We start from the raw sequence: 15,230 nt of genomic DNA on the forward strand, positions 1-15,230 counted from the left end.
CGCACTGCGTCCTCGCTAGTGATACTTCATAAAGGAATCTCCAACCGATCCAGAGGACCGGCCGGGGATGTCAACATATCTGGCGTTGACTTTTGGCACGCTGTTGAGTTCTCAAGGAACGGACACTTCCTTCGGGCCGCCTTCCGACCGACCCTCCGGGCGCTTCGTTCTTTCGTGTTTCCAGCTTATCAGATGTTTTCCGCTCCGTTTTCCGGAGTTTCGATCCGACTTGCTGTTCGTCTTCCCGACCTGACGGCCTGTCCGACGTTTCAAACTCTAGCCGATCCCCGCTCCGAAAAGCGAATCCGCCGCAATCTCCGAAAACGCGCACAGCAAATACGAACGGAGACGCGAAAAAGACGCGACCCGGCACGGATCAACTGGGTGGTTCTTGAGGATTGGCCGCCCCGGGACCGTCCACGCAGACACGTGCTCGGTGCTCCCTGTCAGGCAACTCGAAGAACTCTACACACTTGCGGGCTCGGGTTCAAGGGCCACCTGGAAGACCAGGACGGCGACGTCGTCGTCGTGTTCCGCGGTGACGCCGAGGGCGCGGAGCAGGCGGGCGCAGACGATGTCGGGGGCGGCGACGGGGCCGGTGAGGGTGCGGGCGAGGTGGTCGATGCCCTGGTCGATGTCCTGGTCCCGGCGTTCGACCAGGCCGTCGGTGTAGAGGACGCCGGTGGTGCCGGGGAGCAGGCGGAGGGTGTGGGAGAGGTGGCCGGCGCCGCCGGTGCCGAGGGGTGGGCCGTTCTGTTCCTCGCCGTGCAGGACGGTGCCGTCGGGGGCGCGGAGCAGGAGGGGGAGGTGGCCGGCGGAGGCGTAGACGAGGGTGGTGGTGGCGGGGTCCCAGACGGCGTAGGTGCAGGTGGCGATCTGGTTGGCGTCGATCTCCATGGCGAGGCCGTCGAGCAGGGTCATCACTTCGTGCGGCGGGAGGTCGAGGCGGGCGTAGGCGCGGACGGCGGTACGGAGCTGACCCATGACGGCGGCGGCGCGCAGTCCGCGGCCCATGACGTCGCCGATGACGAGGGCGGTGCGTCCGCCGCCGAGGGCGATGACGTCGTACCAGTCGCCGCCCACGGCGGCGTCGGCTCCGCCGGGCAGGTAGGTGGCGGCAACGTGGAGGTCGGCGGGCTGTTCGAGTTTCTGCGGGAGCAGGCTGTGCTGGAGGGTGACGGCGGCTTCGCGTTGACGGCGTTCGGCGTCCCGGAGGCGGCCGGCGGCCTGGACCTGGTCGGTGACTTCGGTGGCGAAGATCAGGACGCCGGTGGGGGTGGTGTGTTCGTCGGGGCCGAGCGGGACGCAGGCGATGTTGTAGTAGCGGTTGCCGCCGAGGCCGAGGATGCAGCGGGATTTGACGCTGCGCTGGCGGCCGCTGCGCAGGACCTGGTCGAGCAGGGGGAGTACGCCGAGCGCGGTGAGTTCGGGGAGGGCTTCGGCGGCCGGGCGGCCGGGGGTGCGGGTGCCGAACAGGTCGCGGTAGGCGCGGTTGGCGTAGCCGAGCAGGTGGTGGGGGCCGTGGGTGAGGGCGACGGGGGCGGGGAGGCGGCGCAGGACGTCGCGGAGGTCGTAGAGCTGTTCAGGGTCGCGGGCGTCGGGGCCGGAGGTGGCGGGGTCGCGCTGGCCGGGGACGGTGACGGGTTCGTCCGCGACGGCGGGGGCGGTCCGCCGAGCGGCTCCGGTGAGCCGGGCGGCTCCGGTGAGCCGGGCGCTCCAGCGCATGAGGTTCAACGTCGGCCGCTTCCTCGGGGAAGTGATGTGGGGGTGGTGCCTGCTTACGAGTCGATTCCGATACGATCATCACATTGCGTACACATGGCAGTACGTGGCGTGATGGGTCGATCCTGTCAGGCTCCGGGGTGATTCCGGAAGTCGGGCCCCCGGTACGGCGCGTTCCGACAGGCGTGCGCCGGGGGTGCACCTCGGTACGGCCGACGTGGGGTGCCGGAGCCGGTCGGCGATCGGGGCCGGTCAGTTGCCGGGGCCGTTGGTGTACCCGGACTCGAACCCCAACTCGAACTCGGCGCGGGGGTGCTCGATGGTGCCGAGCGAGACCACCTCGCGCGGGAACAGGCCGCCGAACAGCCAGTCCATCAGGACCCGGACCCGGCGCTCCCGGCTGGGCAGACGGCGCAGCTGGCGGGCCCGGTGCAGCCACCAGGCGCGCCGGCCGGTGAGGCGGGCGCCGCGCCTGGTGTGGGCGACGGCCCGGCGCAGGCCGAGCGAGGTGGAGCAGGCGGGGTCGCCGGGCCGGTAGGCGGTGAGGGGTTGGCCGGCCAGTTCGGCGGCCAGGTTCTCGGCCAGCAGCTTGGCCTGGGCGAGGGCGTGCTGGGCGTTGGGGGCGCAGGGTTGGCCGCCCTGGTCGGGGACGGCGGTGCAGTCGCCGGCGGCCCAGGCGTCGGCGAGGGGGCTACCGTCGGGGTTGGCGATCCGGAGGGTGGGCAGGCAGGTGATCCGGCCGGCGTGGTCCAGCGGGAGGTCGGTGAGGGCGAGGACGGGGGCGGGGCGGATTCCGGCCGTCCAGACCAGGGTGCGCGCGGCGAACCGGCCGCCGTCGGAGAGCACCATGACCTGGTCCACGGCGGATTCCAGGGTGGTGGAGAGCCGGACGTCGATGTTGCGTTCGCGCAGTTCGGCGAGGGTGTGGGTGGCGAGTTCGGGGATCTCCTCGCTGAGGATGCGGTCGGTGGCCTCGACCAGGACCCAGCGCAGGTCGTCGGGGGTGAGGTTGTGGAAGCCCTTGGTGGCGGTGCGGGCCATGTCCTCGAGTTCGGCGAGGGCGCCGACGCCCGCGTAGCCGGCGCCGACGAAGACGAAGGTGAGGGCGGCCTGGCGGAGTGCGGGGTCGCGGGTGGAGGAGGCGAGGTCGAGCTGTTCCAGGACGTGGTTGCGCAGGGCGACGGCCTCGCCGACGGTGGCGAAGCCCATGCCGTGCTCGGCGAGGCCGGGAACGGGGGCGGTGCGGGAGATCGCGCCGGGGGCCATCACCAGGACGTCGTAGGGGACTTCGGTGGGCAGCCGGAGTTCGCCGCGCGGGGCGGCGTCCACCCAGGCGGTGCGGGCGGCGTGGTCGATCCTGGTGACGCGGGCGGTGAGCACCCGGCAGTCGGGGAGCGCGGTGCGCAGCGGGACGACCACGTGCCGGGGGTCGATGGAGCCGGCGGCGACCTCGGCCAGCAGTGGCTGGAAGGTGAGGTACGGCTGGGGTTCGACGATCGTGAGGTCGATCCGACGGTCCCTCAACCGGGGCCGCAGCAGCTGCTGGAGGCGCAGCGCGGCGCTCAGTCCGGCGCAGCCGCCGCCGATGATCAGGATCCGAATGGGGCACCTCCGGCCGGCCCTCGGGCTGTGACCCGTTTCACGTTCCCCCTATGACGCACCGGGTGGAGGGGTCTTGTCCACAGTCCGGGCCGGATCGGTCCGAATCCGCTCGGCGGAAGGGCTGTCGACGGGTGGGTGGGCGGGTCCGGCGGTCCGGGTGGGAGTGGTTTTGTCCGGACTCGGGGCGGGATCGGCCCGTTCGGGTCGACGGGTGGTCCACTTCTGCGGCGAACTTCCTTGAACTATGGTCGGATTGTGGTTCGGACCGCCGATGGCGCCGGTCCATGTACCTGCGAGCCCGGTGGCATCGGTGCGACTGCCCGGGAGCCATCCGGGGAAGGTAGTGCGCGGACGTCGGACCGACCGGTGTCGACAGCGCACACCAGGGGGCGCAGTGACCGTTCGGGTGCCCGGGACGGGGTGCCTCGGGGGAGGTTGGCATGTCGGAGCAGGAGCAGTTGGCCGAGCGGTCGCCGGGTGCGGCGTTCGGAAGGTCCCCGGTGGACGTGGTGCCGGAGCAGCGCGGCCCGGGCGACCGGGAGCGTTTCGCGTTCCCGCAGGGTGAGCGCCCGGGCGAGGCCGGCCGGGGCGCGGGTTCGCGGCTGCGGGTGGACGCGCGCCGGAATCTGGAGAGCGTGCTTCGGGCCGCGCGCGAGGTGTTCGGCGAACTCGGTTACGGGGCGCCGATGGAGGAGGTCGCCCGCCGTGCCGGGGTGGGTGTCGGCACGGTGTACCGGCGCTTCCCCAGCAAGGAGGTGCTGGTCCAGCGGATCGCCGCCGAGGAGGTGTCCTGGCTGACGGCGCAGGCCCGGGAGTCGCTGTACGGCGGGCTGAACGGGCCGTGGGACGCGTTGGCCGGGTTCCTGCAGCGGGCCGCCGCTTCGGGCGCGGGCCGGCTGCTGCCGCCGGAGGCGTTCCGGTACGCGGAGGAGATCGGCCGGGTGCCGGAGCAGCGCGGCGCCGAGCTGCGGGCGTTCGCCGGGGCGCCGGTGGCCGACGGCGAGCAGAGCGCGGATCCGCGGCTGCTGCTGCAGCTGGTGGCGGCGCTGGTGGCCCGGGCGGGTGCGGCGGGCGAGTTGCGGCCGGGGGTGACGGTGTCCGACGTGGTGCTGGTGCTGACGGCGGCGGTGCCGGTGCACGCATCGGCGGCGTTCGCGGCCGAGGACGGCGGTGAGGGCAGTGCCGGGAGCCGGCTGCTGCAGATCCTGTTGCAGGGGCTGCGCTCGGTCTGAACCGGTCGTGCGGGGAGGGCCGTTGGCGGGCGGTCGGGCGGGGCGGCCCGGCCGGTGGCCGGTGGCGCACCGTTCGGGTGACGGGAGCCGCCGGGCGCGCAGTGTCGGGCGGACGGCGCACGGAACTGTCCGGGTACGCGCGGCACTTGCGCCGTCGTGTCCCCGAACACCTCGGCGAGCGGCGGCACGGAAGAGTGGGTCCGGGTCCGGGCGGCTACCGGTGGTCGCTGCGCTATGCCATTCTTTGCCCGTGGTTGGAGCCATTGTCCCGTTGCGTACCGTGATCGCCGTCGACTTCGAGGAGCGGCCCGTGTCGCGTGCCGTGCGACAGGGCGGTGCCAGGTGAGTCCGGAGGAGCAGGGCGAGGCCGGGGAGTTCGGTTCCGGGCTGGGTGCACAGGTCCCGGACCAGAGCGGAAGCCCCGCCCGGGAGTCGCTGACCGGCCGGGTGCCGGGCCAGGCGCCCGCCGGGCAGGGCGGGGTGCTGCCGGAGGCGTTCCTTCCCGAGGAGCTCGCGGTGCGCGCCACGGTGCCTCCGCCGGCCGATCCGGTGGACGGTGAACGCCCGGCCTCGGACGCCGAGTTGACCGCTCTGGTGCGGGCCGGCGACGACACCGCGTACGAGGAGATCTACCGTCGGCACGCGGACGCGGTGCGCCGCTACGCCCGGACGTGCTGCCGGGACAGCTTCACCGCCGAGGACCTCGCGGGCGAGGTGTTCGCCCGTACCCTGCAGGCGTTGAAGGCGGGCAAGGGGCCGGAGTTCGCGGTCCGCGCCTACCTTCTGACGGCGGTGCGCAATGTCGCGGCGGCCTGGACGCGGTCGGACCGGCGCGAGCAGCTGGTGGACGACTTCTCCACCTTCGCCGAGGGGTCCGCCGCCACGATCGAGTTCGACCTGGCCGACCCGGGTGCGGACGCCTGGGCGCTGGCGCTGGCCGATCAGCGCATGGTGATGCGGGCGTACGCGGAACTCCCGGAGGACGACCGGGTGGTGCTCTGGCACACCGAAGTCGAGCGGGAGTCGCCGAAGACGGTGGCGGTGATGCTGGGCAAGACCGCCAACGCGACGGCCGTGCAGGCCCACCGGGCCCGCGACCGGCTGGCCGCGGCGTTCCTGCAGGCGCACGTGTCGGGCAGTCAGGAGTCGGGCTGCGCCGGGTACGCGAACCGGCTGGGCGCGTACGCCCGGGGGTCGCTGCGCAAGCGGGCCTCGGCGGAGGTCGGCAAGCACGTCCAGGACTGCACCCGGTGCACGGCCGCGTACCTGGAGCTGGCCGACATCAACCACAGTCTGCGGGCGGTGCTGCCCGGCGGTGCGCTGCTGTGGGTCGGCGCGGGCTGGTTCACGGCCGCGGCGGCCGCGGTCGGCACCGGGGTCGCCGTCACGGGTGCGGTGGCCGGCGGGACGGCCGTGGCGGGCGGCTCGTCCGGTGGCGGCGGGGCGGCCGCGGCTGCCGGGAAGGGCGTCGGCACGGTCGGGAAGGCCGGGATCGCCGCGGGCATCGCGGTGGCCGCGGCGGCCGTCGCCGCGTTCGCGCTCACCGGTTCGCCCGAGCCGAAGCCGCCGGTGGCCGCGCCGCCGGCGCCGATCAGCGCGGTGCCGGACGCCCCGACGCCGGTGCCGCCGCCGGCCGGCCCGGAGCCGGCGCCCTCGTCGGCCCCGTCGCAGGTGCCGTCGCCGTCGCCGTCGCGGACCCCGGGTCCGACGCCGAAGGCCGGCTCGTCGCCGTCGCAGTCGCCGAGCCCGGCCCTGCCCGCGGCGCCGGTCGCCACGACGCCCCGGGCACCCGACCCGGAGCCGCCGGCCTCGACGCCGCCGCCGAGCCCGACGCCCTCGCCGAGCCCGACCGTCACCGCGGTCAGCCGGTTCTGGTTGGAGAAGCTGCCGACGGACCGCGGGCACGCTCCCGCGGACACGCCGACCATCCGCGGCGCCGGGTTCGCGCTGCAGCGGCCCGGTGCGTGGATGCGGGGCGACTACTACCGGCACGTGCTGGCGGTGCAGGTGCCGTCGCGGGTGACCATCGACCTGAACCGCAGCTGTCGGTCGTTCGACGCCGTCGCCGGACTGGACGACTTCGGGCCGACGTTCGGCCGGGCGGTCTTCTCGGTGCAGGGCGACAACGGTGAAGTGCTGTGGAGTTCCGGCGAGTTGTCCGCGGACGACAAGCCCGTCCCGGTGCACGCGTCGCTGGACGGCCAGCACTCGATCCGGCTGGTGGTCACGGCGGCCCACGGCTCCGGCCCGGTGCTCGACCTGGCGGACTGGGCCCAGGCCGGCCTCACCTGCTGACGGCCGGACCGGCGCAGCAGGCGGGGCCGGCGCGGCTCAGATCTGGCAGCTGCCGTCCGCGCAGGCGTCTCCGGCCGGGGCGATCGGGGTGAGCTGCCGGGCGGTCTCGGCCTCGACCTGGCGCAGGACCTGGAGGAAGGTGTCGGCCTCCTGGCCGCCCTGGACGGCCCACTGGCCCTCGAAGACGAAGGTGGGGACGGCGGTGACGCCGATCGCGCGGGCCTCGGCGAGCTGGTCGAGCGTCTCGGCCTCGCCCTCGTCGCCGGCCAGGTAGGCGGCGGCGCGCTCGCGGTCGATGCCGGTCTCGGCGGCGAGGTCGGCCAGCGCCTCGACGTCTCCGACGTTCACGCCCTCGGAGAAGTGGGCCTTCAGCAGGCGCTCCTTGAGGGCGGCCTGCACGGCGGGGCCGTACTCGGTTTCGGCGAGGTGCAGCAGGCGGTGGGCGCGGAGGGTGTTGACCTCCAGCGCGGCGTCGAAGTCGTAGTCGATGCCGAGGGTCTTGCCGACCTCGGTGATCCGGGCGTCCATGGCGAGGGACTGCGGCCCGTAGCGCTCGGCGAGCCACTCGCGGTGCGGGCGGGCCTGCTCGGGCGCGTCCGGCACCAGCTGGTAGGGGCGGAAGACCACCTCGACGCCGTCCTTGCCCTCGAAGCGCTCCAGGGCCTGCTCGAAGCGCCGCTTTCCGACGTAGCACCAGGGGCAGGCGATGTCCGAGTAGATTTCGACCTTCATGGCGGGCGGGCTCCTGTCGGGGTGGTTCACGGCGGCCGGGCGGCCCGGGTCGACAGGACGAACGCTCAATTGTTCGCCGTCATTCCTGCTCAGGCGTCCTCCACGGGGGCCGGGACCACCAGCACCGGGCAGCCGGCGTGGTGGACGGCGGCGGTGCTGACCGAGCCGAGCAGCAGCCGGGCGAAGCCGCCGTTGCCGCGGGTGCCGAGCACCAGGGTGTGCCGCCCGTTCGCGGCCTGGAGCAGCACGTCCACCACGTTGCCGAGCAGCACGTGCAGGGTGAGCTGCCCGGCGTACGGGCGGGGGCGGGCGGCCTGGACGGTGTCGACGGCCCGGCGCAGGCCGTCCGACATGCTGGCGGTGAGGCGCTGGACGCTCTCCTGGACCAGGTCGGCCATGCCCGGCGGGTAGCCGGTGGGCGAGGGGTTGACCACGGCGAGCACGTGCAGCGGGAGGCGGTGCGCCTCCGCCTCGGTCATCGCCCGGTCGAGCGCCCAGAGCGAGGCGTCGGAGCCGTCGCACGCGTTGAGGATCGCGGTGCCGGGCGGCGGGGCGTCGGTGCTGACGGGGAGGGTCATGGCGCGACGCTATCCGGCCGCCCGGCGCGGGCCGGGCAGGCACGCTCAGGTCTCCAGGGCGGTGCGGCGCGGGGCGGGCAGGCCGGTCCAGGCGGAGCCGGGGCGGCGGGCGGCCAGGCGGCGCAGCCAGAGTTCGACGGCGATCAGCTCGGCGAGCGCGGCGAGGGTGGCCGGCGGGGCGTCCTGCGCGGGGTCGGTGGCGGCGGCGAGGGTCTTGCGGACGGCGGGGACGTCGATCAGTCCGGCCTCACCGAGCAGCGGGCGGTCGAGCAGCTCGACGAGTGCGGGGGCGGCGGCGCGCAGGCCGTCCCGGGCGGGGCCGTGCGGGTCGGATCCGGCGGCGCGGCCCCAGTCGGCGGGCAGGTCGGTGCGGCCGGCGCCGGCCAGGACGGCGGCCAGCAGGGCGGGCCGGGCGCCGGGTTGCAGGCGGACGTCGTCGGGGAGCAGGCGGGCGGCGCGGACCACCTGGTTGTCGAGGAACGGCGCGTGCAGTCGCTGGCCGTGCTGCTCGGTGGCGTGCACCAGGGTGCGGTAGTGGGCGGCGTGCCGGTGCAGGGCGAGGCGGGCGCGGCGGGCGCCGGGCGGTTCGGTGGGGGTGCCGTCGCGGGCGGCGGTGCGCAGGTGCTGGGCGAGCGCGGCGAGGGGCTCGTCGGCGAGCAGGTGGGCGGCCGGGCCGGCCCGGTGCCAGGTGAGTTCGGCGGCGGTCGCCCGGCCCATGGTGCCGGGCCCGCCCGGCTCCTGCCGGAGCATCAGGCGCAGGGCGAGGTCGTCGAGCGCGTCGGCCTGGCGGGTGCGGGCCAGGCGACGGGCGGCGCGCAGCACGGTGACGGGGGTGTGCAGGGCGCCGGTGAGGGTGCCGGAGGTGGAGCGGTCGGCGCCGGCCAGGGCGGCGATCGGGGCGAGCAGGTGGAGCGGGCGGCCGGAGCGGAGCAGGTCGGCGAGCCTGGCGGGGTGCCCGTCGAGCACCTGCCGGGCACCGTGGCCGGTGAGCTGGTCGGCGCCGCCGGCCCGGTGCAGGGCGGTGTACCGGGCGGCGCACAGCAGCGCCGGGCCGGGTTCGTCGGTGAGCGGGCCGGCTTGGGGGTACCACCCGGCCCCCCGGGCCGGGGGAGGGTCGGCGAGCCCGGCGTACGGGAGGACGGGCGGGACGACGACGTGGCGCAGCCGCGGTGCGTGCACGGCGAGCGCCAGTCCGTCGGCCTCGCCGAGGGTGACGGCGGGCAGGGTCTCGGGCTCGGGGCGCCCGTCGGCGCCGCGGGCCCAGGAGCCGCGGACGGCGCCGGTGCGGGCGGCGGGCCGTTCGAGCGCGGCCCCGGGCTGGGCGCCGGCGGGCAGCGGGACGGCGGCGGCCAGCAGGGCGACGGTGGCGGACCCGGTGCCGTAGGAGAGGTCGACCCCGAGCCGCGAGCGGTCGCCGGGCGTGGTGGCGCGGACCCGGCAGCGGACGGCTTCCAGCAGGGCGCGGGTGAGTTCGCGGACGGCGGGGGCCTCGGCCGGGGCCTCGACGGGTTCGTCGGGGTGGGCGGTGTGGTGGGCGCGGCCGCCGCGGATGCCGAGCGCGTGGCCGGGCGGGACCCGGCGCACGCCCCGGAACGGGGTGCGGTCGCCGAGCGCCTCGGGCGTCTCGGGGGTGGCGAGGCGGGCCGCCAGGTGGCCGGCGTCCAGGGGTGCGCCGACCAGGTCGGCCAGCGGCAGGGCGGCGGTGGCGTAGGCGGTGCCGCCGGCGAACGGGGTGTGGAAGACCGGTTGGACGCCGGCCAGGTCGGTGAGCAGCACGGTGGAGCGGGTGCCGGTCCGCAGGACGACGGTGTAGCTGCCGGGCCAGTGGGTGAGGTGGCGCAGTGCACCGCCGCGGGCGGCGGCCAGGCCGTCGGCGAGTTCGCGGTCGGTGGCGCCGCAGCGGCCGGCGACGGCGAGCCGCAGGGTGGCGGGCGTGTCCCGGTCGGTGCGGTCGGCGGGGTCGCGCGGGTCGAGTCCGCCGCGGACGGCGGCGGGGGCGCCGGGGCGGAGCACGGCGAGGCGCAGTTCGTCGGGGCGCCAGTCGCCGACCGCCCAGAGCGGGTCGGGGCCGCCCCAGAGCAGGGTCCCGGCGATCGGCCGGACCGCGGCGAGCGCCGGGTCGGCGGCCGGGCCGCTCCAGCCGGTGAGCCACCGCATCGCGCCTCCGTGGTGCTTCGGGTGCGCGGCGAACATCCGGTGATGTGAGGGAAATTGGCGCACCGTCAGGAGACATCGTGCCACCGGTGGGGCGGAAACGGGCCGGGCGTTCCCGGCGGGGCGCACGGACCGGGCCACCCCCTCCGGGGCCCGGGCCGTGCGGGTCCTCGAACTCCCGTCCGGGGTACGGCCGGTGGCCGGACAGAGCGGCGCGGGAATGGTCCGTGGACGCCGCGATGCGGCCGAGAATGGCCGAAAGCCGTCGCACGACCCGGGAGGGCATCCGCATGCCCTCCCGGACGCGCCGCTGCCCGCGGGGATTGAGGCAGCGTTTCCCCCGGCCCGCCGGGTCCTCGACGGCGGGCCGATCCACAGGCACCAGCGAATCGCCCACCTGCCGATGCGGCCAGGGAGCACGGATGGCGCACACGGGCACGGGACCGGAGCACGGGCGTCCGGCAGGTGCCCGCGGGACACTCGGCGGGCGCCCGGCCGCCCGCCGCGGACGCAGCGCGTTCCCGCCAACCGGAATGCGGCCTCTTAACCGTGGGAACGCGGGCGACTACGCTAGGTGCAAGCAGTCCGGTGGCGTGCTGCTGCCGTCGCGACTCGCCGCCATCCGCGCACGACGTCGCCAGGGGGTGCCACCGCCACCATGACCGTCAGCTCACGAGGGCCGAACGACCGGCTCGGCGCCCTCCTCGCGCTCGCCCAGATCAGCAACGCCGGGCTCGCCCGCCGGGTCAACGACCTCGGCGCGCAGCGCGGCCTGACCCTCCGCTACGACAAGACCTCGGTGGCCCGCTGGGTGACCAAGGGGATGGTCCCGCAGCGCCCGGTGCCGCACCTGATCGCCACCGCGCTCGGCAACAAGCTCGGCCGCCCGGTGCCGCTGGAGGAGATCGGCCTCGCCGACTCGCACCCCACCCCGGAACTCGGCCTGGAGTTCCCGCGCGAAGTCCCGGAGGCGGTCCGCTCCGCCACCGAACTCTGGCGGGTCGACCTGGACCTGCGGCGCGGCCCCGGCGGCGGCCGGTGGAGCGACAGCCTGGCCGGCACCTTCTCGGTCGCCGCGTACGCCACCCCCGTCTCCCGCTGGCTGATCACTCCCGCCGACGGGTCGGTGGCCCGGGAGACCCCCCCCGACCTGTCCGGCTACCGGGTCGGCCACGCGGACGCCGCCAAACTCCGCGAGGCCGCCCAGGAGGCCCGCCGCTGGGACTCCAAGTACGGCGGCGGCGACTGGCGTTCCTCGATGGTCCCGGAGTGCCTGCGGGTGGAGGCCGCCCCGCTGCTGCTCGCCTCGTACAGCGACGCGGTCGGCCGGGCGCTGTTCGGCGCCACCGCCGAACTGACCAGGCTGGCCGGGTGGATGGCCTTCGACACCGGCCAGCACGAGGCCGCCCAGCGCTACTACATCCAGGCGCTGCGCCTGGCCCGGGCCGCCGGCGACGTCCCGCTCGGCGGGTACGTCCTGGCCTCGATGAGCCTGCAGGCCTCCTACCGCTCCTTCCCGGACGAGGCCGTCGACCTCGCCCAGGCCGCCCTGGAGCGCAACCGCGGCCTGGCGACGGCCCGGACCATGAGCTTCTTCCACCTGGTCGAGGCCCGCGCGCACGCCAAGGCCGGCAACGCCCCCGCCTGCGGCAGCGCACTGTCCGCCGCCGAAGCCGCGCTGGACCGGGCCCGCCCGGGCGACCCCGACCCGACCTGGATCGACTTCTACGCCTACGACCGCCTCGCCGCCGACGCCGCCGAATGCTTCCGCGACCTCGGAGTGCCGTCCAAGGTCCGGCAGTTCACCCGCGAGGCACTGGCCCGCCCCACCGAGGGCTTCGTCCGCTCGCACGGCCTGCGCCTGATCGTCTCCGCGATGGCCGAGGCCGAGGCCGGCGACCTGGACGCGGCCGTCGCCGCCGGCGAGCGCGCCGTCGAGGTCGCCGGGCGGATCTCCTCGCACCGCAGCCGCGAGTACGTGGTCGAGTTGCTGCGCCGCCTGGAGCCCTACCAGAACGAGCAGCGGGTCAAGGAGCTCACCGAACGAGCCCGCCTGGTCCTCACCACCGGCTGAGGGGTGCGGGCTTGAAGCACGACGTCCGGGTCCTGGTGGTCGGCGGCGGCATCGTCGGACTGTCCACCGCGTACGCGCTCACCCATGCCCACCCCGGCACCACCGTCACGGTGCTGGAGAAGGAGAGCGCCCTCGCCCTCCACCAGACCGGACGCAACAGCGGAGTCGTCCACAGCGGCGTCTACTACCGGCCCGGCTCCCTCAAGGCCCGCTACGCCACCGAGGGCGCCCGCGAAATGGTCGAGTTCTGCCGCGACCAGGGCATCGCCCACGAAGTCACCGGCAAACTCGTCGTCGCCACCGAGGAGGCCGAACTCCCCCGCCTCGCCGCGCTCGCCGAACGCGGCCGGGCCAACGGCATCCCCCTGCTCGAACTCGACCCCGCCGGCATCCGCGAGCACGAACCCGAGATCACCGGCCTCGCCGGCCTGCACCTCGCCACCACCGGCATCTGCGACTACACCGCGGTCGCCCACCGCTACGCCGCCCTCGCGGGCGAACGCGGCGCCGAACTCCGGCTCGCCACCCCGGTCCTGGACATCGCCCGACGTGCCGACGGGGTCACCGTCACCACGCCCACCGGCGAGATCCGCTGCGCGGCGCTGGTCAACTGCGCCGGACTCCACAGCGACCGGATCGCCCGGCTGGCCGGCGACGACCCCGGCGTCCGGATCGTCCCCTTCCGCGGCGAGTACTACGAACTCGCGCCCGCCCGCCGCGCACTGGTCCGCGGCCTGGTCTACCCCGTCCCCGACCCGGCGTTCCCGTTCCTCGGCGTCCACCTCACCCGCGGCATCCACGGCGACGTCCACGTCGGCCCGAACGCCGTTCCGGCCCTGGCCCGCGAGGGCTACGACTGGCGCACCGTCGACCTCCGCGACCTCGCCGAGACGGTCCGCTTCCCCGGCACCTGGACGATCGCCCGCCGGCACTGGCGCTACGAACTCGGCGAACTCCACCGCTCCCTCTCCAAGCGCGCCTTCACCACCGCCGTCCGCCGCCTCCTGCCCGCCGTCACCGAAGCCGACCTCCTCCCCACCGCCGCCGGCGTCCGCGCCCAGGCCGTCACCCGCGACGGCACCCTCCTCGACGACTTCGCCTTCGCCGGCACCGGCCGCATCGTCCACGTCCTCAACGCACCCTCGCCGGCGGCGACAGCCTCCCTGGCCATCGGCCGGGAGGTGGCCCGCCGGGCCGTGGCTGCAGCGGAGTGAGGAGAGCACCACCAGGGGCGCGGGCAGGTGGCACTCGCACTGGTTTCGCACCCGCCCGTGCCGAATTTTCGCCTCCCGTAGACTGGTGCGATTGTGACCTCCTCCGCCCCCAGCCCCCAGTTGCCCGCCTCGGCCCGGCTGTCCGCCGCTCCGGCGGCGTACCCCGCGCCGATGTACCCGCACAAGGCCACCGAGGCCCAGCACCGTGAGCAGCGGATCCGCAGTTTCCAGCCGCGTCGTGGTCGGATGACCAAGGCGCAGGCGGGTGCGCTGGACCGCGGCTGGGAGCGTTTCGGCCATGCCATCGACGGCACCCCGCTGGATCTGCCGGCGATGTTCGGCGGCCGACCGGTGACGCTGGAGATCGGCTTCGGGATGGGCGACACCACGGCCGCGATGGCCGCCGCCGACCCGTCGGCGGGGATCCTCGCGGCGGACGTCCACACCCCGGGCCACGGCAACCTGCTGCAGTTCCTGGAGCGGGACGGTTCGGAGAACGTCCGGCTCGCGGCGGGCGACGCGGTGATCCTGCTGCGCGACATGCTGCCGGACGCGTCGCTGGCGGGTCTGCGGGTGTACTTCCCGGACCCGTGGCCGAAGCCGAAGCACCACAAGCGCCGGCTGCTCCAGGAGTCGTTCCTGGAGCTGGTGCTGCCGCGACTGGCCCCCGGCGCGCTGGTGCACTGCGCGACCGACTGGGAGCCGTACGCGGAGCAGATGCTCGCCGTCCTGGAGGCGTCGCCGGAGCTGGAGAACCTGCACCGGGAGGGCGACGGTTCGCCGTGGCTGGAGCCGGAGGACCACCCGGCGGGCAGCGTGCCGGGCTACGCGCCGCGCCCCGAGTGGCGCCCGGTGACCAAGTTCGAGCGGGCCGGCCTGGCCAAGGGCCACGTGGTGCACGACGTCCTGTTCCGCCGCCGCTGAGACGCGTCACGGCCTGCCGAATCGTCCCTGCGGCGAATGAGGCGTGAGAGCCCCAGGCGTCCTGCGTACGGTTTTCTGTACGCAGGAGGTGGACCGTGAAGACCATGTCGTACTCGGAGTTCCGCGCCCGGTATGCCGAGGTGCTCGACGCCGTCGTCGACGACCGCGAGGAGATGGTGATCACCCGCGCCGGGCACGAGCCGGTCGTCATCGTCCCGCTGGAGGACTACGAGTCCTTGAAGGAGACGGCCCACCTGCTGCGCAGCCCCGCGAACGCACGACGCCTGCTGGCCTCCATCGATGAGCTGGAGAACGGCGGCGGCAGCGTGCGGGAGCCGGCGGATCCCGAGTGAAGGTCGTCTTCGCCTCCCGCGTCTGGGAGGACTACCTGTGGTGGCAGGCCCAGGAAATCGGCAGACCGGACCACTGAAGCACGGCTTCCAGGGGTACTGGTCGCGGCGGATCGACGACGAGCACCGACTGATCCACAAGGCCACCGACGATTCCGTACTGATCGCGCAGTGCCGCTACCACTACGAGAGTTGACGACGGCAGGCGGCGGGCGCGTTCCCGGCGGGGGTGGGCAGGGTAGGAACAACGGGGAGGCGGCGTCCGCCGTTTCGCCTTGCTGACGGACCGTCACCCCGGCTGTACGGATTGTTCTCGCCACTCCCCTGCGAGCGGAGCATTCCCCTACGCTTCT

Annotated in this window: 10 protein-coding genes and 2 pseudogenes; 7 read left to right on the plus strand and 5 right to left on the minus strand. The window is 74.8% G+C overall.

Annotated features, from left to right (window positions below; genetic code table 11):
* Nucleotides 1-498 precede the first annotated feature (498 nt).
* Both CG736_RS27805 and CG736_RS27810 read right to left on the minus strand, forming a co-directional pair.
* Nucleotides 499-1,734: pseudogene (locus CG736_RS27805) on the minus strand (PP2C family protein-serine/threonine phosphatase); the annotation flags it as partial.
* Between the two features lie 240 nt (nt 1,735-1,974).
* On the minus strand, nt 1,975-3,318 hold the full coding sequence (locus CG736_RS27810; protein ID WP_304528227.1) for an NAD(P)/FAD-dependent oxidoreductase: 1,344 nt from the start codon (nt 3,316-3,318) through the stop codon (nt 1,975-1,977).
* 446 nt (nt 3,319-3,764) lie between these two features.
* Between CG736_RS27810 and CG736_RS27815 the strand changes: the two genes are divergently transcribed.
* Both CG736_RS27815 and CG736_RS27820 read left to right on the plus strand, forming a co-directional pair.
* The gene (locus CG736_RS27815; protein ID WP_100588919.1) at nt 3,765-4,556 is read left to right on the plus strand and encodes a TetR/AcrR family transcriptional regulator; all 792 of its coding nucleotides are present in this window, start codon (nt 3,765-3,767) and stop codon (nt 4,554-4,556) included.
* A 342-nt stretch (nt 4,557-4,898) separates the two neighbouring features.
* Nucleotides 4,899-6,851 carry a sigma-70 family RNA polymerase sigma factor gene (locus CG736_RS27820; protein ID WP_232734228.1) on the plus strand — a complete coding sequence of 651 codons (1,953 nt, stop codon included), beginning with the start codon at nt 4,899-4,901 and terminating at the stop codon, nt 6,849-6,851.
* A 36-nt stretch (nt 6,852-6,887) separates the two neighbouring features.
* Here the strand turns inward: CG736_RS27820 and CG736_RS27825 are convergent, their stop codons facing one another.
* The 3 genes from CG736_RS27825 to CG736_RS27835 all read right to left on the minus strand — a co-directional run bounded on the left by CG736_RS27825 (nt 6,888) and on the right by CG736_RS27835 (nt 10,318).
* Nucleotides 6,888-7,583: a DsbA family oxidoreductase gene (locus CG736_RS27825; protein WP_043915550.1), complete on the minus strand. Its 696-nt coding sequence runs from the start codon at nt 7,581-7,583 to the stop codon at nt 6,888-6,890.
* A gap of 89 nt (nt 7,584-7,672) precedes the next feature.
* On the minus strand, nt 7,673-8,161 hold the full coding sequence (locus CG736_RS27830) for a universal stress protein (RefSeq protein ID WP_100588921.1): 489 nt from the start codon (nt 8,159-8,161) through the stop codon (nt 7,673-7,675).
* A gap of 45 nt (nt 8,162-8,206) precedes the next feature.
* Nucleotides 8,207-10,318 (minus strand): asparagine synthase-related protein, encoded by a 2,112-nt coding sequence (locus CG736_RS27835; protein ID WP_100589085.1) that lies wholly within the window; start codon nt 10,316-10,318, stop codon nt 8,207-8,209.
* A gap of 655 nt (nt 10,319-10,973) precedes the next feature.
* Between CG736_RS27835 and CG736_RS27840 the strand changes: the two genes are divergently transcribed.
* The 5 genes and pseudogenes from CG736_RS27840 (at nt 10,974) to CG736_RS27860 (ending at nt 15,073) form a co-directional block, all read left to right on the plus strand.
* Nucleotides 10,974-12,389, plus strand: a complete 1,416-nt coding sequence (locus CG736_RS27840; protein WP_100588922.1) for an MFS transporter — start codon at nt 10,974-10,976, stop codon at nt 12,387-12,389.
* Between the two features lie 11 nt (nt 12,390-12,400).
* Entirely contained in the window at nt 12,401-13,603 is a 1,203-nt protein-coding gene (gene lhgO, locus CG736_RS27845; protein ID WP_100588923.1) for an L-2-hydroxyglutarate oxidase, read from the plus strand.
* 93 nt (nt 13,604-13,696) lie between these two features.
* Nucleotides 13,697-14,527 (plus strand): tRNA (guanosine(46)-N7)-methyltransferase TrmB, encoded by an 831-nt coding sequence (gene trmB, locus CG736_RS27850; protein WP_100588924.1) that lies wholly within the window; start codon nt 13,697-13,699, stop codon nt 14,525-14,527.
* Nucleotides 14,528-14,622: 95 nt separating this feature from the next.
* Nucleotides 14,623-14,880, plus strand: coding sequence for a type II toxin-antitoxin system Phd/YefM family antitoxin (locus tag CG736_RS27855; protein ID WP_100588925.1), 258 nt, complete (start codon nt 14,623-14,625; stop codon nt 14,878-14,880).
* Nucleotides 14,877-15,073: pseudogene (locus CG736_RS27860) on the plus strand (Txe/YoeB family addiction module toxin). Before CG736_RS27855 ends, CG736_RS27860 begins: the two are co-directional and overlap by 4 nt.
* Nucleotides 15,074-15,230 lie beyond the last annotated feature (157 nt).

Source organism: Kitasatospora sp. CB02891 (assembly GCF_002803145.1).
Lineage (GTDB): Bacteria > Actinomycetota > Actinomycetes > Streptomycetales > Streptomycetaceae > Kitasatospora > Kitasatospora griseola.